The sequence below is a fragment of the Streptomyces araujoniae genome, assembly GCF_050871195.1.
Classification (GTDB): Bacteria; Actinomycetota; Actinomycetes; order Streptomycetales; family Streptomycetaceae; genus Streptomyces; species Streptomyces bacillaris.
The window spans coordinates 5,400,667-5,417,918 of sequence record NZ_CP194070.1; the positions used below are offsets into that span (position 1 = coordinate 5,400,667).

Sequence of the window (17,252 nt, forward strand, 5' to 3'; positions counted from 1 at the left end):
GGGGGACCGAACGGCGGACGGGCTCGCCCGGGGCGCGAAAAGGGGCCGCCGCGCCCCGGAAGGGGTGCGGCGGCCCCGATCGGCCGACAGGGGTCAGCAGCAGCGGAAGCCCTCGCGGGGGTCCGCCTCGCGGGCGTCCGTACGGCTGCGCTCGAAGGCGCGGCGGCTCATCACCGGCGCGTCCGGATCGTGTGACCTGGCGTGCGCCACATAGCGGTCGTACGCGGCCTCGCCGGTCAGCTCGCGGACGTAGAAACGGATCCGCCCCGCCACCCGCCGGACGTCTGCGACGGTCATGTCCGGCTCCCCGTCCCGGCCGGCTCCTTGCGCAGGCCGCCCTCGGGGCCGACTCCGGCCTCCGCCAGTTCGGCCTTCTCCTCCTTGGTGGCGAAGAGCGAGGCCGGGGCGACGAACTTCGACTGCACGAACGGCGTTTCGTGGAGCTTGACGGTCTCCGGGTCGCGGATGGCCTTGTAGCAGACCCGGCCGGCGTCCACGAGGACGACGATGATGAGGAGGGCGAAGAGCGCGCAGAGCACCCCGTCGACGGTGGAGTTGGTGACGATGGTCCGCATGTCGTCCATGGACTTGGCGGGGGCCAGCACCTCGCCCGCGTCGATGCCCGCCTGGTACTTGTCGCGCTGGGCGAAGAAGCCGACCTTCACGTCCGGGGAGAAGATCTTCTGCCAGCTCGCGGTGAGGGTGACCGCCACGTCCCAGGCGAGCGGTACGGCGGTGACCCAGGCCCACTTCAGGCGGCCGGACTTCACCAGCAGGGTGGTGCAGACGGCGAGCGCGACGGCGGCCAGCAACTGGTTGGCGATGCCGAAGAGCGGGAAGAGCTGGTTGATGCCGCCCAGCGGGTCGTGTACGCCGACCCAGAGGAAGTAGCCCCAGCCGCCGACCACGACGGCGCTGGCGAACCAGACGCCCGGCTTCCAGCTGACCTCGCGGAACGGCTTGTAGGCGTTGCCCAGCATGTCCTGGAGCATGAAGCGCCCGACCCGGGTTCCGGCGTCGACGGTGGTGAGGATGAAGAGCGCCTCGAACATGATCGCGAAGTGGTACCAGAACGCCTTCATCGCCGTTCCGCCGATCACCGCGGAGAAGATCTCCGCCATGCCGAGCGCGAAGGTGGGGGCGCCACCGGTCCGGGAGAGCAGGCTGGCTTCCTCGACGTCCTTGGCGGCCTGGGCCAGGGCGTCCGGGGTGATGGTGAAGCCGAAGTTGGCGACGGCCTCGGAGGCGGACTGGACGCTGTCACCGATCACACCGACGGGTGCGTTGATGGCGAAGTACAGCCCCGGGTCGATGATGCAGGCCGCGATCATCGCCATGATCGCCACGAACGACTCGACCAGCATGGCGCCGTAGCCGATCACCCGGATCTGCGTCTCCTTCTGGACCATCTTCGGCGTGGTGCCGGAGGAGACCAGGGAGTGGAAGCCGGAGAGGGCGCCGCAGGCGATGGTGATGAAGACGAACGGGAACATCGAACCGGCGAAGACCGGGCCCGAGCCGCTGGAGGCGAAGTCGGTGACCGCGGGCATCTTCAGGGTCGGCAGCGCGACCACCACACCCAGGGCGAGCAGCGCGATCGTGCCGACCTTCATGAAGGTGGAGAGGTAGTCGCGCGGGGCGAGCAGCAGCCAGACGGGGAGCACGGAGGCGAGGAACCCGTACACGATCATCCAGATGACCAGCGTGCCCGGCTCCAGGGTGAAGAAGTCCGCCCACGAGGACTCGGCCACCCAGCCGCCCGCGACGATCGCGAGGAGCAGCAGCGCGACGCCGATGAGGGAGACCTCACTGACCTTGCCGGGCCGCAGGATGCGCAGGTAGACGCCCATGAAGAGGGCGATCGGGATCGTCATGCCGATGGAGAAGACGCCCCACGGGGAGTGGGCGAGCGCGTTCACGATGACCAGCGCGAGGACCGCGAGCAGGATGATCATGATGATGAAGACGGCGATCAGGGCGGCGATCCCGCCGACCGGACCTATCTCGTCACGCGCCATCTGGCCGAGCGAACGGCCGTTGCGGCGGGTGGAGAAGAACAGCGTCACCATGTCCTGGACGGCACCGGCGAAGATGACGCCGACGACGAGCCAGATCGTGCCCGGCAGATACCCCATCTGGGCCGCGAGCACCGGGCCGACCAGCGGACCGGCCCCGGCGATGGCGGCGAAGTGGTGGCCGAAGAGGACGCGGCGGTCGGTGGGGTGGAAGTCGACACCGTTGTCCTGCAGTTCGGCCGGGGTCGCGCGGTTCTTGTCCGCCTTCAGCACCCGGTTGGCGATGAACCGGGAGTAGAAGCGGTACGCGATGGCGTACGAGCCGAGCGCCGCCGCCAGCATCCAGGCGGCGGAGACCTCCTCACCCCGCGAGAGCGCCAGGGTGGCCCAGCCGATGGCCCCGACTAGGGCGACCAGGCTCCAGACGACGATGGACCTGGGGGTCAGCGACCGCCGTCCCGGCGCCTGTGGAACCGGTGGTGCTGGTGTGGGCGATTCCGGCATATCGATCCGTCCCCTCGCGTGATCACTGTCGTAACGTGCGCGAAATCTAGGTGGTACGGCCGCTCTCCGGAACCCCTGTCCGCATACCGGTCGCGTATCGCCGATGTTTCCACCGAAGTTCCGCGGTAGGGACACGGATGTGAGGGGGGATCGGTTCACCCGGGGCCGCCGGAACCGGGTCTGACCGAAAACAGGTGGTGGCCCCGGGGATCGTCCTCCCCGGGGCCACCACCTGCCGCCTTGTTCCGTCCGTGCTGTGCGCGCCGTGTGCGGTCAGTCCGTCGGCCGCTTCAGGCGGGCCACGAACTTGTACCGGTCACCCCGGTAGACCGAGCGCACCCACTCCACGGGTTCGCCCTGGCCATCGATGGAATGGCGGGAGAGCATCAGCATCGGCAGCCCCACGTCCGTGCCCAGCAGCCCGGCCTCGCGCGGGGTGGCGAGCGAGGTCTCGATGGTCTCCTCGGCCTCGGCCAGGCGGACGTCGTACACCTCGGCGAGCGCGGTGTAGAGAGAGGTGTACTTCACCAGCGAACGGCGCAGCGCCGGGAAGCGTTTGGCCGAAAGGTGGGTGGTCTCGATCGCCATCGGCTCCCCGCTGGCGAGCCGGAGCCGCTCGATGCGCAGCACCCGGCCGCCCGTCGAGATGTCCAGCAGTCCGGCGAGCGTGTCGTCCGCCGTGACGTAGCCGATGTCGAGCAGCTGGGACGTCGGTTCCAGGCCCTGGGCCCGCATGTCCTCCGTGTACGAGGTCAGCTGGAGCGCCTGGGAGACCTTCGGCTTGGCGACGAAGGTCCCCTTGCCCTGGATGCGCTCCAGCCGGCCCTCGACGACCAGCTCCTGCAGGGCCTGGCGCACGGTGGTGCGCGAGGTGTCGAACTCGGCCGCCAGGGTGCGTTCGGGCGGCACCGGGGTGCCGGGCGGCAAGGTGTCGGTCATGTCGAGGAGATGCCGCTTGAGCCGGTAGTACTTCGGTACGCGTGCGGTGCGCGTACCGTTACCGGTCTCGCTCCCCGAACTGCCGCCGTCGGCACCCATGGCCCGCCTTCCCGACGCTTGCGTTGCTGCCGTCACCGGCTCCTCCGTCTGTCGCGGCTCACATGGTGGCACGGTCCGGTCACGGGTCGTCGCCCTCCCTTAGGTGTCGGTCCTATAACGGACGCGAGTGCACTTCTTATACACCCTTGACACCCCTAAAGGTCTAGGCCAAGCTCCCGGTACTGGTCTAAACCATTAAAGACCAGGTCCAGCCCCAGCAGAACTCGTCGAATGTCTTCGCGGTGGGTGGGGTTGCAGCATCCCTGAGGAGGGTTTGACGTGAAGCGCAAGCTCATCGCGGCGATCGGTGTCGCGGGCATGTTGGTTTCGGTCGCGGCGTGTGGCTCCGACGACTCGGCGTCGTCGCAGGACCCGAAGGACCGCAAGGAAACTCTGACCGTCTGGCTCATGGGCGAGGCCCAGTCCACCTGGCCCGAGCTGGTCAAGGACACCAACGCCGAGTTCAACAAGAAGTACCCGAACGTCAACGTCAAGGTTCAGTACCAGCAGTGGGCCGACAAGGTCAAGAAGCTGGACACCTCCCTCGGTGGCGACAAATTCCCGGACGTTGTCGAACTCGGCAACACCGAGACCATGCAGTACATCCTGAATGGTGCGCTCGGGGAAATCGACCCCAGCAAGTACGAGAACTCGGACACCTGGATCAAGGGTCTGAAGGACACCTGCACCTTCGAAGGCAAGACGTACTGCGTTCCTTACTACGCGAGTGCTCGCCTCGCCGTCTACAACAAGGACATGCTGAAGGCCGGCACCGGCAGCGACGCCCTTCCGCAGACCGAGGACGAGTTCCTCGCGGCGATGGACAAGGTCTCCGCCGAGCTGGGCAAGAAGGACAAGCGCGCCTCCTCGCTGTACTTCCCCGGCCGCTACTGGTACGCCGCGATGTCCTACGTCGCCGCCTACGGTGGCCAGATAGCCACCTACGACGAGGGCGCCAAGGAGTGGAAGTCCGCTCTGTCGACGCCCGAGGCGCAGAAGGGCCTGGAGCACTACGTCAACCTGGTCAAGAAGTACAACAAGGCCGACCAGACGAAGGACGAGCAGGACCACGCCAACGTCATGGCCAACGAGAAGGCCGCGGTCATCTACGGTCAGGCCTGGGAGGCCGGCAGCGTCACGGGCGGCGAGAACGGCAACCCGAAGCTCGAGGGCAAGATCGCCACGGCCGGTATGCCCGGCCCCGAGGGCAAGGCCCTCCCGTCCTTCATCGGCGGCTCGGACCTCGCGACGATCTCCAAGTCCAAGATCCAGGACCTCGGTGAGGAGTGGATCGCGCTCTACACCAACGCCAAGGGCGGCGAGGTCCTCGCCTCGAAGAACGTCCTGCCGAACAACGAGAAGCAGCTCGAGCCGCTGAAGTCGAAGCCGGAGACGGCCGCCATCGCCAACGCGGTGCCGGACGCCTGGTTCACGCCGATCGCGCCCGGCTGGGCCTCCGTCGAGAAGGAGGAGATCCTGGAGAACCTGCTCCTGGAGATCCTCAAGGGCTCCTCCGTCGCCGACGCCTCCAAGAAGGCCGACGACAAGGTCAACGCTCTGATCAACAAGAAGGCCTGACCTTCCGGTCGCCAGGCGGGGGCCCGGCAGAGATGCCGGGCCCCCGCCCTCTTCTCGTAAGTGCACGCCGTGAATTCCGGGGTCCGCCCCGGACCCGCGATGGAAGGTCAGCCACGTGTCTGCCGCTGATACCAAGGCCGTCGGGCCGCCGGTCCCCATACCGCCCGGCCCGCAGCCGACCGGGAACTCGTCCCCCGACGAGGCGCCCCGGGTACAGAAGAGAAAGCGGAAGAAGGGGGAACTCCTCCCTTACTTCCTGATTCTCCCGGCGATCGTGGCGATCGCCGCCGTCTACCTCTACCCGCTGAGCAAGACGGTCATCATGTCCTTCCAGGACATGGGCCGCCGTGAACTGTGGTCCGGAGAGCCCGCCCCCTGGGTGGGCTTCGAACAGTTCACCAACATCCTCGGGGACCCCGAGTTCTGGTGGGTCACGTTCCGCACGATCGTCTTCATGGCGATCTGTGTGACGCTGACGATGGGCATCGGCCTGCTGGTCGCCCTGCTCATGCGCAAGCTCTCCACCTGGGTCAGGCTCGTCCTGACCGTGGCGCTGATCGCCGCCTGGTCGATGCCGCTGATGGTCGCCGCCTCGATCTTCCGGTTCATGGCCGACTCCGACTACGGCTTGATCAACACGCTGATCGCCAAGGTCGTCGGCGAGGACTGGCTCGGCCACAACTGGTACCTCAACCCGGTCCAGGGCTTCGGCATCATCACCCTGCTGGTCGTCTGGGGCGCCATCCCGTTCGTCGTCGTCACCCTGTACGCCGCCCTCACCCAGGTCCCCCAGGAACTGGAGGAGGCCGCCGCGCTCGACGGTGCCACCGCCTACGGGATCTACAAGTTCGTCACCTGGCCGGTCATCAAGCCGGTCTTCACCATGGTCGCCACCCTCTCGGTGATCTGGGACTTCAACGTCTTCGGCCAGATCTGGCTGCTGCGCGGCAACAAGCCCGAGCCGGAGTACGAGACCCTCGGCCTCTACTCCTACTCCAAGGCGTTCGAGTCCACCTCCTTCAGCCAGGGCTCCGCGATCGCCCTGATCACGGTGCTGCTGCTGTCCGGTGTGGCCGTGTACTACCTGCGCCAGCTCATGAAGACAGGAGAGGTCGAATGAGCAGCACGACCGAGACACCGGCGCTGCGCCCGGACCGGAAGAAGAGCCGGCTCCACCTGGACATCATCGGCCTCGGCATCGCCGTCGTCATGATCTTCCCGGTCTACTGGCTGGTCATCAGCTCCCTGCGGCCCAACCAGGAGATCCGCAGCTACGACCAGAAGCTGTGGCCCACGTCGATCACCTTCGACAACTTCACCCGCGCGATCGACCAGCCGAACTTCACCACCGCCATCCAGTCCAGCCTGATCGTCGCGGTGACCGCGGTGGTCGGCGGCATGATCATCGCGACCCTGGCGGCGCTGGCGATCGGCCGGTTCCGCTTCTTCGGCCGCAAGCCTCTGCTCCTGATCATGATCCTGGTGCAGATGCTGCCGCCGACGGCGATGCTCATCCCGATCTACGCCCAGCTCAACGCCATGGGCGGGATCGACGAGTACTGGGGCCTGATCGTCGTCTACCTGGTCTCCACGCTGCCCTTCGCCACCATCATGATCCGCGGCTTCGTCGTGAACATCCCGGTGGAGCTGGAGGAGTCCGCGATGGTCGACGGGCTCACCCGCTTCGGCGCCTTCCGGAAGGTGGTCTTCCCGCTGCTCGCCCCCGGGCTCGCCGCCGCGTCGATCTTCGCCCTGGTGAACGCGTGGAACGAGTACCTCTTCGCGTACATCCTGATCAACGACAACTCCAAGTACACGCTCAACGTGTGGCTGATGACCTTCACCACCGAGCGCGGAACGGACTACGGCGCACTCATGGCCGCCTCCACCATGATCGCCCTGCCCGTCGTCATCTTCTTCATGATCATCCAGAAGAAGATGGCCGCTGGCCTCACCTCCGGCGCTGTGAAGGGATAGTGCGGGCCCATGACCACCCTCGTTTCCACCACGGACACCCTGACGCGTGACGCGCTCGCGGTGCTCCAGCCGGGATTCACCGGAACCACCGCACCGGACTGGCTGCTGCGCCGCGTCGGTGAGGGGCTCACCTCCGTCGGGCTGTTCGGCCGCAACATCGAGTCGCCCGAGCAACTCGCCGCCCTCACCGCGCGCCTGCGCTCCGAGCGGGACGACGTCCTCGTCGCCATCGACGAGGAGGGCGGCGACGTGACCCGCCTGGAGGTCAACGAAGGCTCCTCGTTCCCGGGCAACTTCGCCCTCGGCTCCATCGACGACACCGACCTCACCCGGGCCGTCGCCCACGAACTGGGCCGCCGGCTCGCGGCGTGCGGGGTCAACCTCAACTGGGCCCCGTCCGCGGACGTCAACTCCAACCCGGGCAACCCGGTCATCGGCGTGCGCTCCTTCGGCGCCGACACCGCCCTGGTGGCCCGGCACACCGCCGCGTACGTGGAGGGGCTCCAGGCCGCAGGCGTCGCCGCCTGCACCAAGCACTTCCCCGGCCACGGCGACACCGCGGTCGACTCGCACCTGGCGACGCCCCGCATCGATGTGGATCTCGACACCCTGCACGCCCGTGAGCTGCTGCCTTTCCGGGCGGCCATCGCGGCGGGTTCCAAATCCGTGATGAGCGCGCATATCCTGCTTCCCGCACTCGACCCGGACCGCCCCGCCACCCTGAGCCCGCAGATCCTCACCGGTCTGCTCCGCCAGGAGCTGGGCTACGACGGCCTGATCGTCACCGACGGCCTGGAGATGGACGCCATCTCCAAGACCTACGGCATCGAGCGCGGCGCGGTCCTCTCGATCGCCGCGGGCGCCGACGCGATCTGCGTCGGCGGCGGGCTGGCCGACGAGGAGACGGTGGTCGCCCTGCGCGACGCCCTCGTGGGGGCGGTACGGAGCGGGGAACTGCCCGAGGAGCGGCTCGCGGACGCGGCCGCCCGTGTACGAGCCCTCGCGTCCTGGACGCAGGGGGCCCGGGGGGATGTCCCGGAGCCGGGCGCGGAAGTGCAGGAGGGGACCGCGCCCGGCACCGGAGTCCGCTCCGACGTCGGCCTGGTGGCCGCCCGCCGCGCGGTACGGGTCACCGGCACCGGCGACCCGCTCACCGGTCCGGCCCACGTCGCGGAGTTCGCCACGGAGGCGAACATCGCGGTCGGCGACGAGACCCCCTGGGGCATCGCCGACGGGATCGCCCGCCTCCGGCCGGGCACCGAGGGCGGCCGGTACACCGGCGAGACCGCCGACCCGGCGGCCGAGGTGCTGGCCGCGGCCGGTGACCGCCGCATCGTCGCCGTCGTCCGTGACGAACACCGCCACGCCTGGATGGCCCAGGCCCTGGACGCCCTGCTGGCGGCCCGCCCGGACACGGTCGTGGTCGAGATGGGCCTCCCGGAGGCCACTCCCCGCGGCTCCCTGCACGTGGTCACGCACGGCGCCTCCCGCGTCTGCGGCCAGGCGGCGGTGGAAGCGGTGACGGGCACGACCCCGTAGCGGGGTCGGCCGGGAGGACACTTCCAGCCCGTCCGGCGTTCGAGGACGAGGCCGCAAGGCCGAAAATCAAGCCCGTCCGGCGATCGAGGACAGAGCCTCTCGCCGGACGGGCGGCACAACGGGAAGGGCCAGGACACCTCATGGTGTCCTGGCCCTTCCCGCGCGTACAGGCGTACGGCCTACAACCCCTGCCAAGCCGGCTTCGCCGCATACGTGGCGCGGAAGTAGTCCGCCAGCTTCAGCTTCGACGCCGCGGCCTCGTCCACCACCACCGTCGCGTGCGGGTGCAGCTGGAGCGCCGAGGCCGGGACGACCGAGGCGACCGGCCCCTCCACCGTCTGCGCGACGGCCTCCGCCTTGCCCTCGCCGGTGGCGAGCAGGATCGGGTGCCGGGAGTCCAGGATCGTCCCGATGCCCTGGGTGATCACGTGGTGCGGCACCTGGTCGATGTCGTCGTCGAAGAAGCGCGCGTTGTCCACCCGGGTCTGCTCGGTGAGCGTCTTGATCCGGGTGCGCGAGGCGAGTGAGGAGCACGGCTCGTTGAAGCCGATGTGCCCGTCGGTGCCGATGCCGAGCAGCTGGATGTCGACCCCGCCGGCCTCCGCCAGCGCCCGGTCGTACGCCTCGCACGCGGCCTGGACGTCCTCGGCGGCGCCGTCGGGGCCCATGAAGGACGCCTCGGAGAGCCCGAGCGGCTCGACGACCTCACGGAGCACCACGGAGCGGTACGACTCCGGGTGGCCGACCGGCAGCCCGACGTACTCGTCGAGCTGGCAGATACGGGCGCGCGACGCGTCGACGGCCCCGGACGCGACCTTGGCCGCCAGCGCGCGGTAGATGGGCAGCGGGGTAGAGCCGGTGGCAACGCCGAGCAGGGCGTCGGGCTTGCGGCTGAGCAGGGAGGCGATGGCCTCCGCGATCAGCTCGCCGCCTGCCGTGGCGTCCGGGACGATGACAACTTCCACGCTTTGCCTGCCGATCTGATGAGAGAAACCGTGTGGTATAGACCAATCAAAGGCCCAATCTAGCAGAATCGGCCAGCTGTGCGGCCGGTGTCCCACGCATCGGTCCGCCCGCCCACGGCCCCCGCGCCCTCCCACTGGCGGACCCGGCGTTTGCCTGGTCGACTTTGTCCCGTACGGTGCCGGCGGCGCAGCCCGCGGCGGTTCCGTACCCGTGCGTGCGTACGGGCGCGGCGACTCCCGGACGCACGGACGAACCCCACACCACCGCAGGACACCGCACGGGAGGCCTCCTATGCCCGCCACCCCTCCGCCCGCCCCGGACACCCCCGAGGACCAGGGCGACGCGCCCGGCCGCCTCATGTCCGGCGAGATGGCCGAGCAGCCCGCGATGCTGCGGCGCATCCTCGAACGGGGCGCGCCCCGCATCCGCGAGGTGGCCGCCGAGATCGCCGCCAGGAAGCCCCGCTTCGTCCTGCTCACCGCGCGCGGCACCTCCGACAACGCGGCGCTCTACGCCAAGTACCTGCTGGAGATCCGGCTCGGCCTGCCCTGCGGCCTCGCCTCCATGTCCACCACGACGGCGTACGGGGCCAAGCCCGATCTGCGGGACGTCCTGGTGGTCACCGTCAGCCAGTCGGGCGGATCGCCGGACCTGGTGGCCTCGACACAGGCGGCGCGGGACGCCGGGGCCGTCACCCTCGCCGTCACCAACAACCCGGACTCCGCCCTGGCGGCGGTCTCCGAGTACCACATCGACATCCTGGCGGGCCCGGAGAAGGCGCTCCCGGCCACCAAGACGTACACGGCCTCCCTGCTCTCCCTCTACCTCTTCGTCGAGGGCCTGGCGGGCGCCGACGGCACGGCGGCGGCGTCGGTCCTGCCCGACCTGGCGGGCGCGGTCCTGGGCCGCCGGGCCGAGGTCAGGGCGCTCGCCGCCCGCTACCGCTTCGCCGAGCGCATGGTGATCACCTCGCGCGGCTACGGCTACCCCACGGCCAAGGAAGCGGCCCTGAAGCTCATGGAGACCAGCTACATCCCCGCCCTCTCCTACTCGGGCGCCGACCTGCTGCACGGCCCGCTGGCGATGGTCGACAACATCTCCCCGGTGATCGCCGTGGTCACCGACGGCCGGGGCGGCGAGGCGCTCCAGCCGGTGCTGGACCGGCTGCGCGGGCGCGGCGCGGACCTCTTCGTGGTCGGCCCCCAGGCCCAGGTGGAGGCGGCGTCGGCGGGCTTCGCGCTGCCGACCCCGGGGGTGCCGGAGGAACTGCAGCCGATCCTGGAGATCCTGCCGCTGCAGATGCTCGCGTACGAGGTCACCATCGCGCGCGGCCAGGACCCGGACTCGCCACGGGCCCTGGCGAAGGTGACGGAGACCCGCTAGGGCCGGGCGTCGCACGGCAGGCGGCAGTCTGCCGACAGGCCCTGGGGCCCGCACGGCCGGAGCGCGGCCCCGGGAACGGCCCCGGAAACACCCGCGGGCCGCGGCGCCAGGACGGGACCCTCAGCCCGCCCGGCACCGCAGCCCGGAGCTACCTGGCCGGCGGTGTGCGGTGCCTCCGGCCACATGAGGCACCTTGCGCGGTCAGGGCAGAGAGCGCCGGGTGCCTCGGTCCACTCTCCTGTGCGGGGAGAGTGGAGGTCTTGGTGAACTCATTGTGGACTAGACCAATTGCCTGTGTCCATCCATGTGCGCGACATTCTCTGGCCGCGCACCGCACGGTGTCCATCGCCTTCCGCCCGCCCCACCCCACCGCACGGCCCGCCGGGCCGATCGGTTCGAACACGTCCGTTCACCCCGGGTACGCTCCACGGGTGCCCTCCATGAACGATCTCGTCCGCCAGCACACCGCTCTGAGCGACTCCGACCTGGAGTGGCTCCATCTGCTGGTCTCGGAGTGGCAGCTGCTCTCCGACCTCTCCTTCGCCGACCTGGTGCTGTGGGTGCCCACCCGCGACGGCACGCGGTACGTCTCCGTCGCCCAGATGCGGCCCAACACCGGCCCCACCTCCTACCAGGACGACATGGTCGGCCACCTGGTCCCGCGCGGCCGCCGCCCGCTGCTGGACGCGGCCCTGGACGAGGGCCGGATCGTGCGCGAGGGCGACCCGGAGTGGCGCGAGGAGGTCCCCGTACGGGTCGAGTCCATCCCCGTACGCCGTGAGGGCCGGGTCCTCGGTGTCATCGCCCGCAACACCAACCTGCTCACCGTGCGCACCCCCTCCCGGCTGGAGCTGACCTACCTCCAGTCCGCCTCCGACCTGGCCCAGATGATCGCCGCCGGGGCCTTCCCCTTCCCCGGCCAGCAGGTCGACATGGACGCCTCGCCGCGCGTCGGTGACGGCCTGATCCGGCTCGACGCCGACGGGATCGTCCAGTACGCCAGCCCCAACGGGCTCTCCGCCTACCACCGCCTCGGCCTCGCGTCCGACCTGGTCGGCCACCACCTCGGCACCACCACCGCCGAACTGGCGCCCTCCCGGGGCCCGGTGGACGAGGCCCTGGTCAAGGTGGCCAGCGGCTACGCGCCCCGCGAGTTCGAGGTGGAGGGCGCGGGCGGGGTGATCCAGCTGCGCGCCATCCCGCTGAAGCCCAAGGGCGTCCGCATCGGCTCGCTCGTCCTGCTCCGGGACGTCACCGAACTCCGCCGCCGCGAACGCGAATTGATCACCAAGGACGCCACCATCCGGGAGATCCACCACCGGGTGAAGAACAACCTCCAGACGGTGGCGGCCCTGTTGCGGCTCCAGGCCCGCCGGATGGATTCCGCACAGGGGCGCGAAGCGCTCAACGAGGCGGTACGGCGCGTCGGTTCGATCGCGATCGTCCACGAGACGCTCTCCCAGAACCTGGACGAGCGCGTCGAGTTCGACGAGATCGCCGACCGGGTCATCGCCATGGTCTCGGAGATCTCTCCCGGCAAGGTGACCTGCCGGCGCATCGGCCGCTTCGGCATCCTGGACGCCGAGGTCGCCACCCCGCTCTCCATGGTGCTCACCGAAGTCCTCCAGAACGCCCTGGAACACGCGTTCACGGTGGCCGACCACGGCACGGTGGAGGTCTCCGCCGTACGCGGCGGCTCGCCGTCCGACGCCCGGCTGCTGATCACCGTCACCGACGACGGGCGCGGGCTCCCCGAGGGGTTCGACCCGCAGCAGGCGGGCAACCTCGGCCTCCAGATCGTACGGACGCTGGTGGAAGGGGAGTTGGGCGGCACGTTCGGCATGGTCCCGGCGCCGGAGCGCGGCACCCAGGTGGTGCTGGACCTGCCGGTGCGCGGCGCCAAGTAGCGGCGGCACACAGCAGAGCGGGCCCGGACCGTGGTGACGGTCCGGGCCCGCTCCGTGCTGCTCACGTTGCGATGCGCTCCGGGGTACTGCGCGCTGCGACTCGAAGGCGGGGCCGTGCGTACGCTCTGTACGCGCCGCCTGGCTGAGGCGTGTTCGTGGGGGGCGTCGGTCAGGCGCTGGCGTTGCGCGCCCGGTTGCGAGCGGCGCGGCGCTTCATCGCGCGGCGCTCGTCCTCGCTGAGGCCACCCCAGACGCCGGAGTCCTGGCCGGACTCGAGCGCCCACTGCAGGCACTGCTCCATGACGGGGCAGCGACGGCAGACGGCCTTGGCTTCCTCGATCTGCAGCAGCGCAGGACCGGTGTTGCCGATGGGGAAGAACAGCTCGGGGTCTTCCTCACGACAAACGGCGTTGTGACGCCAGTCCATGGCTGCTACCTCTCCTTGGTATTACACGCTTGTTGCTTGTGAATGTGAACGCTTTCACGAATCCCCCCGCAGATGACGGGCCGACTCCCAGGAGCACTGGGTGTGGTCTGTGATGGTGAGGAGGGGTTCTGGCTCTCAGGGAGGCCGGTGTTGCGGGCCGTCCCGATCGCCATGTAGAGATTCGCAAACCTCGGCTGCGGATACAACCCCTTCTGGAAAGTTTTTTTTGATTCCTCGGTGTCGACTAGGTCACAGGCGCACTTCTTAGGGGTGGGACCCAGGCCAAACGTTCGAGTTAAAGGACTTTCGGCCCTTCCACTCACACAATCACACGCAGTGCACGGCGTACGCCTGTGAACGTCACGCTCGTACGCAGTCCCAGGTGGTCGCCGTCCATCTGGAAGGGCAGTGGGACCTTTGAATGCAAGGTGAAGTCCGTGAGGTCGTGACGTGAAACGGCGTGCTTCCCGCGGGGCCCTCTTTCAGGGCTCGAAGTAAGCAGCTGGGTGCCGTACAGCGCCACCGCCGCGGTCGACAGACGCTTCAGTCCGAGGACGTCCAGAGCGGTGTCGAAGGAGGCCTTCGGAGAGGCGTACACCGGACGATTCCCCAGGTAGGTCCAGGGGGCGGTGTTGCAGATTATGGAGAGCGCGAGGTCGGTGACGGGCTCCTGGCCGGGCACCTCCAGGGTGATCGTCCCGTGTCTGCGGTGGGCCTCGTTCACGAACTGCCGCACCACCTGGCGTACGTACAGCGCATGGGTCGAGCGCTTGCCGCCCTCGCGTTTCTGTTCGACCCGGCCGACCACTCCGGCGTCGAAACCGAGACCCGCGCAGAAAGTGAACCAGCGTTCGGGCGCGGCCTCGTCCTCGGTCCCCGGGGTGCCGGCCGCGAGCCCCAGCCCGACCGTACGTTCGCTCCGGTTCTCCAGGGCGTCCAGAATTGCGCCGGTCGCCTCGACGGCGTCGTTGGGCAGTCCCAGCGCGCGGGCGAAGACATTGGTGGAGCCGCCCGGCACCACGGCGAGTTTCGGCACCCCGTCCACGTCCGGGCCGCGGTGCAGCAGGCCGTTCACGACCTCGTTCACCGTGCCGTCGCCGCCCAGCGCGACCACCAGGTCGATGTCGTCGCTGTCGGCCGCCCGCCGCCCCAGGTCCCGGGCGTGCCCCCGGTACTCCGTGGTCACCGCCTCCAGCTTCATCTCGCTGGCCAGGGCGTGGATGAGGACATCGCGGGTGCGCGCACTGGTGGTGGTAGCTGCCGGGTTGACCACGAGGAGAGCGCGCATGTCCGTCAGAGTACCTACCGGGCGGTTCGGCCCTGAAGTCGCCGTTCGCCGGGCTCCCGGACGGTCACGCTCCGTCACATACGGGGGGTGGCTCGGGCGGGCGCCGGGGGAGGGGCCTCGTCGTGGGCGCGGCGCGGCGTCGCGTACGCATGGCACGGCGTCGCGTGCGTACGTATGTGCGGCAAGGAGTCTCGTGCGTACGGCGAGGAGTCTCGTGCGGGTGTGCGGCAAGGCGTCGCGTGCGTACCTCATGGGGGACGCGACGCTCGTACGGGACGGGAGCCGCGCTCGTACGGGGTGGGAGCCGAGCTTGTACGGGGTGGGAGCCGAGCTTGTACGGGGTGGGAGCCGAGCTTGTACGGGGTGGGAGCCGAGCTTGTACGGGCCTGGGGCGTCGCGTCCGTGCGGGACAGCAGTCGTAGGGGACGGGAGCCGCGTCCGTGCGTGATGTGCGCCGCGCCCGCGCCCCCCGGCTTCACTTCCGGGCCCCCGGGATGCCAACCTGAAAGGCGTGAGCACTCAAGCGACCTCGTCCACCCCCTCGCCCGCCGCGGCCGAGCGCCCGCGCAGGATCACGGCGCTCGCCGGGATCAATGCCCTCGAAGGCGCCGCGCTCGCGATCGGCGGGCTCTACCTGGTGGTCATGGGGGTGCTCGGCCGCCCCGAGAGCCCGCAGCAGGCGGAGACGGTCGGCATCACGCTGATCGCGCTGGGCGCCATCCCGCTCATCGCCGCCCGCGGCCTGATGCTGCTGCGCAGCTGGAGCCGTGGCCCGGCGATGATCACCCAGATCATGGCGCTCCCGGTCGCCTGGACGCTGCTGCGTTCCCAGGGGGCGCTGATCCCGCTCGGGATCGCCGTGGCGGCGGTGGCCGTGACCGGGCTGGTGCTCGTGGTGAACCCGGCGACCACCCAGATCCTGGGGCTGCGCAGGGGCGCCGGACCGGACCCGAAGGCCGCGGACCCGAAGGGCTGACCCTCACGGCCCCTGGGAGACGTCCAGGGAAGAGGGACGCGGGGCCGCCGCCCCGCTCCTGCCTCCGCCCCCGCTCCTGGGCGCCGCCTACTCCTCGACGAGCAGGCGCTCGCGCAGCTGGGCCAGGGTGCGGGCCAGCAGCCGGGAGACGTGCATCTGCGAGATGCCGACCTCCTGGGCGATCTGCGACTGGGTCATGTTGCCGAAGAAGCGCAGCAGCAGGATCCGCTTCTCGCGCGGCGGCAGATCCTCCAGGAGCGGCTTGAGCGACTCCCGGTACTCCACGCCCTCCAGCGCCTCGTCCTCCGAGCCCAGCGTGTCCGCGACGGCCGGGGACTCGTCGTCCGTGTCCGGCACGTCCAGCGAGAGCGTGCTGTACGCGTTGGCCGACTCCAGGCCCTCCAGCACCTCCTCCTCGGAGATGCCCAGCCGCTCGGCCAGCTCGTGCACGGTCGGCGAACGGCCGTGCTGCTGGGACAGCTCGGCGGTGGCCGTGGTCAGCGAGAGCCGCAGCTCCTGGAGCCGGCGCGGCACCCGCACCGCCCAGCCCTTGTCCCGGAAGTGGCGCTTGATCTCGCCGACGACCGTGGGGGTCGCGTACGTCGAGAACTCCACGCCCCGGTCCGGGTCGAACCGGTCCACCGACTTGATCAGCCCGATCGTGGCGACCTGCGTCAGGTCGTCCAGCGGCTCCCCGCGGTTGCGGAACCGCCGGGCCAGGTGCTCGACCAGCGGCAGGTGCATCCGCACCAGCCGGTTGCGCAGCTCCGCCTTCTCCGGCGAACCGTCGGGAAGCGCCCGCAGCTCGACGAAGAGGGCGCGGGCCCCGCTGCGGTCATGTGGATCGTGGTGCCCGTGCTCGCTCATCTGGCCCGCCCGCTCCTGGGACTGCTCCACCGCGACGTTGAGGCTCTCAGGCCCGTCCGCTCCGTCCACCGGATGCGGCCGGGCCTGCTGCTCCGGGATGCCGGTCGGCCGCACCACCCCGGTTCGGATCGTCTCGTCCCGCACAGGACCGTCCCCGTTCCCGTCGCTCACGCCGGCCCGGGGCCCGCGCCGCGCTGTTTGTAGAGGCTGATGCTGACCGTACGGTCGTCGGCGACCGTCGAGTCGACCTTGCCGGCCAGCGCGGAGAGCACCGTCCAGGCGAAGGTGTCGCGCTCGGGTGCGCGGCCGTCCGTCGTGGGGGCCGACACCGTCACCTCGAGGGAGTCGTCGATGAGCCGGAACACGCAGCTGAGGACGGAGCCGGGCACGGCCTGCTGGAGCAGGATCGCGCAGGCCTCGTCGACCGCGATGCGGAGATCCTCGATCTCGTCGAGCGTGAAGTCCAAGCGCGCTGCGAGACCGGCCGTGGCCGTTCGCAGCACCGACAGGTAGGCACCCGCAGCGGGCAGCCGGACCTCTACGAAGTCCTGATTCCCGGGCTCGCCTGCGATCTGGGACACCCTCACCTCCAAGGTGGCACAAACTCTTTCGAGGATCCGGGAAGGGTGGCCCGGAGCCATACGGTCGGTCGACGGTTCTCAGCTCGGCGACGCTATCGGATCCATGATGCAGTGTCGCCCGCACCCCACCCCCCGGCCGTCACTCATGGTAAACACATGAGTACGCACAGTGGCTAGGGGGTTGCGGGGTCCAATTACGAAGAACC

General features: G+C 69.7%; 15 protein-coding genes. 7 read left to right on the forward strand and 8 right to left on the reverse strand.

Annotated elements, in window-relative coordinates; all coding sequences use genetic code 11:
- Positions 1-93 precede the first annotated feature (93 nt).
- From ACQ9ZG_RS23405 to ACQ9ZG_RS23415, 3 genes are all read right to left on the reverse strand, one after another.
- Positions 94-297: a YbdD/YjiX family protein gene (locus tag ACQ9ZG_RS23405; RefSeq protein WP_084992319.1), complete on the reverse strand. Its 204-nt coding sequence runs from the start codon at positions 295-297 to the stop codon at positions 94-96.
- On the reverse strand, positions 294-2,519 hold the full coding sequence (locus ACQ9ZG_RS23410) for a carbon starvation CstA family protein (protein WP_109915054.1): 2,226 nt from the start codon (positions 2,517-2,519) through the stop codon (positions 294-296). Before ACQ9ZG_RS23410 ends, ACQ9ZG_RS23405 begins: the two co-directional genes overlap by 4 nt.
- A 273-nt stretch (positions 2,520-2,792) precedes the next feature.
- On the reverse strand, positions 2,793-3,557 hold the full coding sequence (locus ACQ9ZG_RS23415) for a GntR family transcriptional regulator (RefSeq protein ID WP_018489091.1): 765 nt from the start codon (positions 3,555-3,557) through the stop codon (positions 2,793-2,795).
- A 279-nt stretch (positions 3,558-3,836) separates the two neighbouring features.
- On the opposite strand from ACQ9ZG_RS23415, the gene ACQ9ZG_RS23420 reads away from it, so the two are divergent.
- The 4 genes from ACQ9ZG_RS23420 (at position 3,837) to ACQ9ZG_RS23435 (ending at position 8,651) form a co-directional block, all read left to right on the forward strand.
- A complete protein-coding gene (locus tag ACQ9ZG_RS23420; protein WP_018489090.1) occupies positions 3,837-5,135 on the forward strand; it encodes a sugar ABC transporter substrate-binding protein in 1,299 nt (432 codons plus the stop codon).
- Between the two features lie 115 nt (positions 5,136-5,250).
- Positions 5,251-6,255: a carbohydrate ABC transporter permease gene (locus ACQ9ZG_RS23425; protein WP_109915053.1), complete on the forward strand. Its 1,005-nt coding sequence runs from the start codon at positions 5,251-5,253 to the stop codon at positions 6,253-6,255.
- Complete coding sequence (locus ACQ9ZG_RS23430) at positions 6,252-7,112, forward strand: carbohydrate ABC transporter permease (protein ID WP_018489088.1); 861 nt, start codon at positions 6,252-6,254, stop codon at positions 7,110-7,112. The genes ACQ9ZG_RS23425 and ACQ9ZG_RS23430 overlap by 4 nt, the downstream gene beginning before the upstream one ends.
- 9 nt (positions 7,113-7,121) lie before the next feature.
- Positions 7,122-8,651 (forward strand): glycoside hydrolase family 3 protein, encoded by a 1,530-nt coding sequence (locus tag ACQ9ZG_RS23435; RefSeq protein WP_499281199.1) that lies wholly within the window; start codon positions 7,122-7,124, stop codon positions 8,649-8,651.
- Between the two features lie 179 nt (positions 8,652-8,830).
- On the opposite strand, the gene nagB is transcribed toward ACQ9ZG_RS23435, so the two are convergent.
- Complete coding sequence (nagB, locus tag ACQ9ZG_RS23440) at positions 8,831-9,616, reverse strand: glucosamine-6-phosphate deaminase (protein WP_109917412.1); 786 nt, start codon at positions 9,614-9,616, stop codon at positions 8,831-8,833.
- A 292-nt stretch (positions 9,617-9,908) separates the two neighbouring features.
- On the opposite strand from nagB, the gene ACQ9ZG_RS23445 reads away from it, so the two are divergent.
- Together ACQ9ZG_RS23445 and ACQ9ZG_RS23450 are read left to right on the forward strand one after the other, a co-directional pair.
- The gene (locus ACQ9ZG_RS23445; protein ID WP_109917413.1) at positions 9,909-11,000 is read left to right on the forward strand and encodes an SIS domain-containing protein; all 1,092 of its coding nucleotides are present in this window, start codon (positions 9,909-9,911) and stop codon (positions 10,998-11,000) included.
- A 440-nt stretch (positions 11,001-11,440) separates the two neighbouring features.
- Positions 11,441-12,907: a PAS domain-containing sensor histidine kinase gene (locus ACQ9ZG_RS23450; RefSeq protein ID WP_109915056.1), complete on the forward strand. Its 1,467-nt coding sequence runs from the start codon at positions 11,441-11,443 to the stop codon at positions 12,905-12,907.
- Positions 12,908-13,076: 169 nt separating this feature from the next.
- Here the strand turns inward: ACQ9ZG_RS23450 and ACQ9ZG_RS23455 are convergent, their stop codons facing one another.
- Both ACQ9ZG_RS23455 and ACQ9ZG_RS23460 read right to left on the reverse strand, forming a co-directional pair.
- Positions 13,077-13,334, reverse strand: a complete 258-nt coding sequence (locus ACQ9ZG_RS23455) for a WhiB family transcriptional regulator (RefSeq protein ID WP_003953983.1) — start codon at positions 13,332-13,334, stop codon at positions 13,077-13,079.
- A 319-nt stretch (positions 13,335-13,653) separates the two neighbouring features.
- Positions 13,654-14,622 carry a diacylglycerol/lipid kinase family protein gene (locus ACQ9ZG_RS23460; protein ID WP_028416311.1) on the reverse strand — a complete coding sequence of 323 codons (969 nt, stop codon included), beginning with the start codon at positions 14,620-14,622 and terminating at the stop codon, positions 13,654-13,656.
- 511 nt (positions 14,623-15,133) lie between these two features.
- Between ACQ9ZG_RS23460 and ACQ9ZG_RS23465 the strand changes: the two genes are divergently transcribed.
- Entirely contained in the window at positions 15,134-15,598 is a 465-nt protein-coding gene (locus ACQ9ZG_RS23465; protein WP_028416312.1) for a hypothetical protein, read from the forward strand.
- Positions 15,599-15,685: 87 nt separating this feature from the next.
- On the opposite strand, the gene ACQ9ZG_RS23470 is transcribed toward ACQ9ZG_RS23465, so the two are convergent.
- Positions 15,686-16,609: an RNA polymerase sigma factor SigF gene (locus tag ACQ9ZG_RS23470; RefSeq protein WP_019764656.1), complete on the reverse strand. Its 924-nt coding sequence runs from the start codon at positions 16,607-16,609 to the stop codon at positions 15,686-15,688.
- Between the two features lie 23 nt (positions 16,610-16,632).
- Entirely contained in the window at positions 16,633-17,046 is a 414-nt protein-coding gene (locus ACQ9ZG_RS23475; RefSeq protein WP_014048265.1) for an ATP-binding protein, read from the reverse strand.
- Positions 17,047-17,252 lie beyond the last annotated feature (206 nt).

Bases quoted from the DNA above. Each gene is read 5' to 3' on its own strand.
- ACQ9ZG_RS23445 (WP_109917413.1), top strand. From the start codon at position 9,909: ATGCCCGCCACCCCTCCGCCCGCCCCGGACACCCCCGAGGACCAGGGC.
- ACQ9ZG_RS23460 (WP_028416311.1), bottom strand. From the start codon at position 14,622: ATGCGCGCTCTCCTCGTGGTCAACCCGGCAGCTACCACCACCAGTGCG.
- ACQ9ZG_RS23415 (WP_018489091.1), bottom strand. From the start codon at position 3,557: ATGGGTGCCGACGGCGGCAGTTCGGGGAGCGAGACCGGTAACGGTACG.
- ACQ9ZG_RS23455 (WP_003953983.1), bottom strand. From the start codon at position 13,334: ATGGACTGGCGTCACAACGCCGTTTGTCGTGAGGAAGACCCCGAGCTG.
- ACQ9ZG_RS23405 (WP_084992319.1), bottom strand. From the start codon at position 297: ATGACCGTCGCAGACGTCCGGCGGGTGGCGGGGCGGATCCGTTTCTAC.
- ACQ9ZG_RS23410 (WP_109915054.1), bottom strand. From the start codon at position 2,519: ATGCCGGAATCGCCCACACCAGCACCACCGGTTCCACAGGCGCCGGGA.
- ACQ9ZG_RS23450 (WP_109915056.1), top strand. From the start codon at position 11,441: ATGAACGATCTCGTCCGCCAGCACACCGCTCTGAGCGACTCCGACCTG.
- ACQ9ZG_RS23435 (WP_499281199.1), top strand. From the start codon at position 7,122: ATGACCACCCTCGTTTCCACCACGGACACCCTGACGCGTGACGCGCTC.
- ACQ9ZG_RS23430 (WP_018489088.1), top strand. From the start codon at position 6,252: ATGAGCAGCACGACCGAGACACCGGCGCTGCGCCCGGACCGGAAGAAG.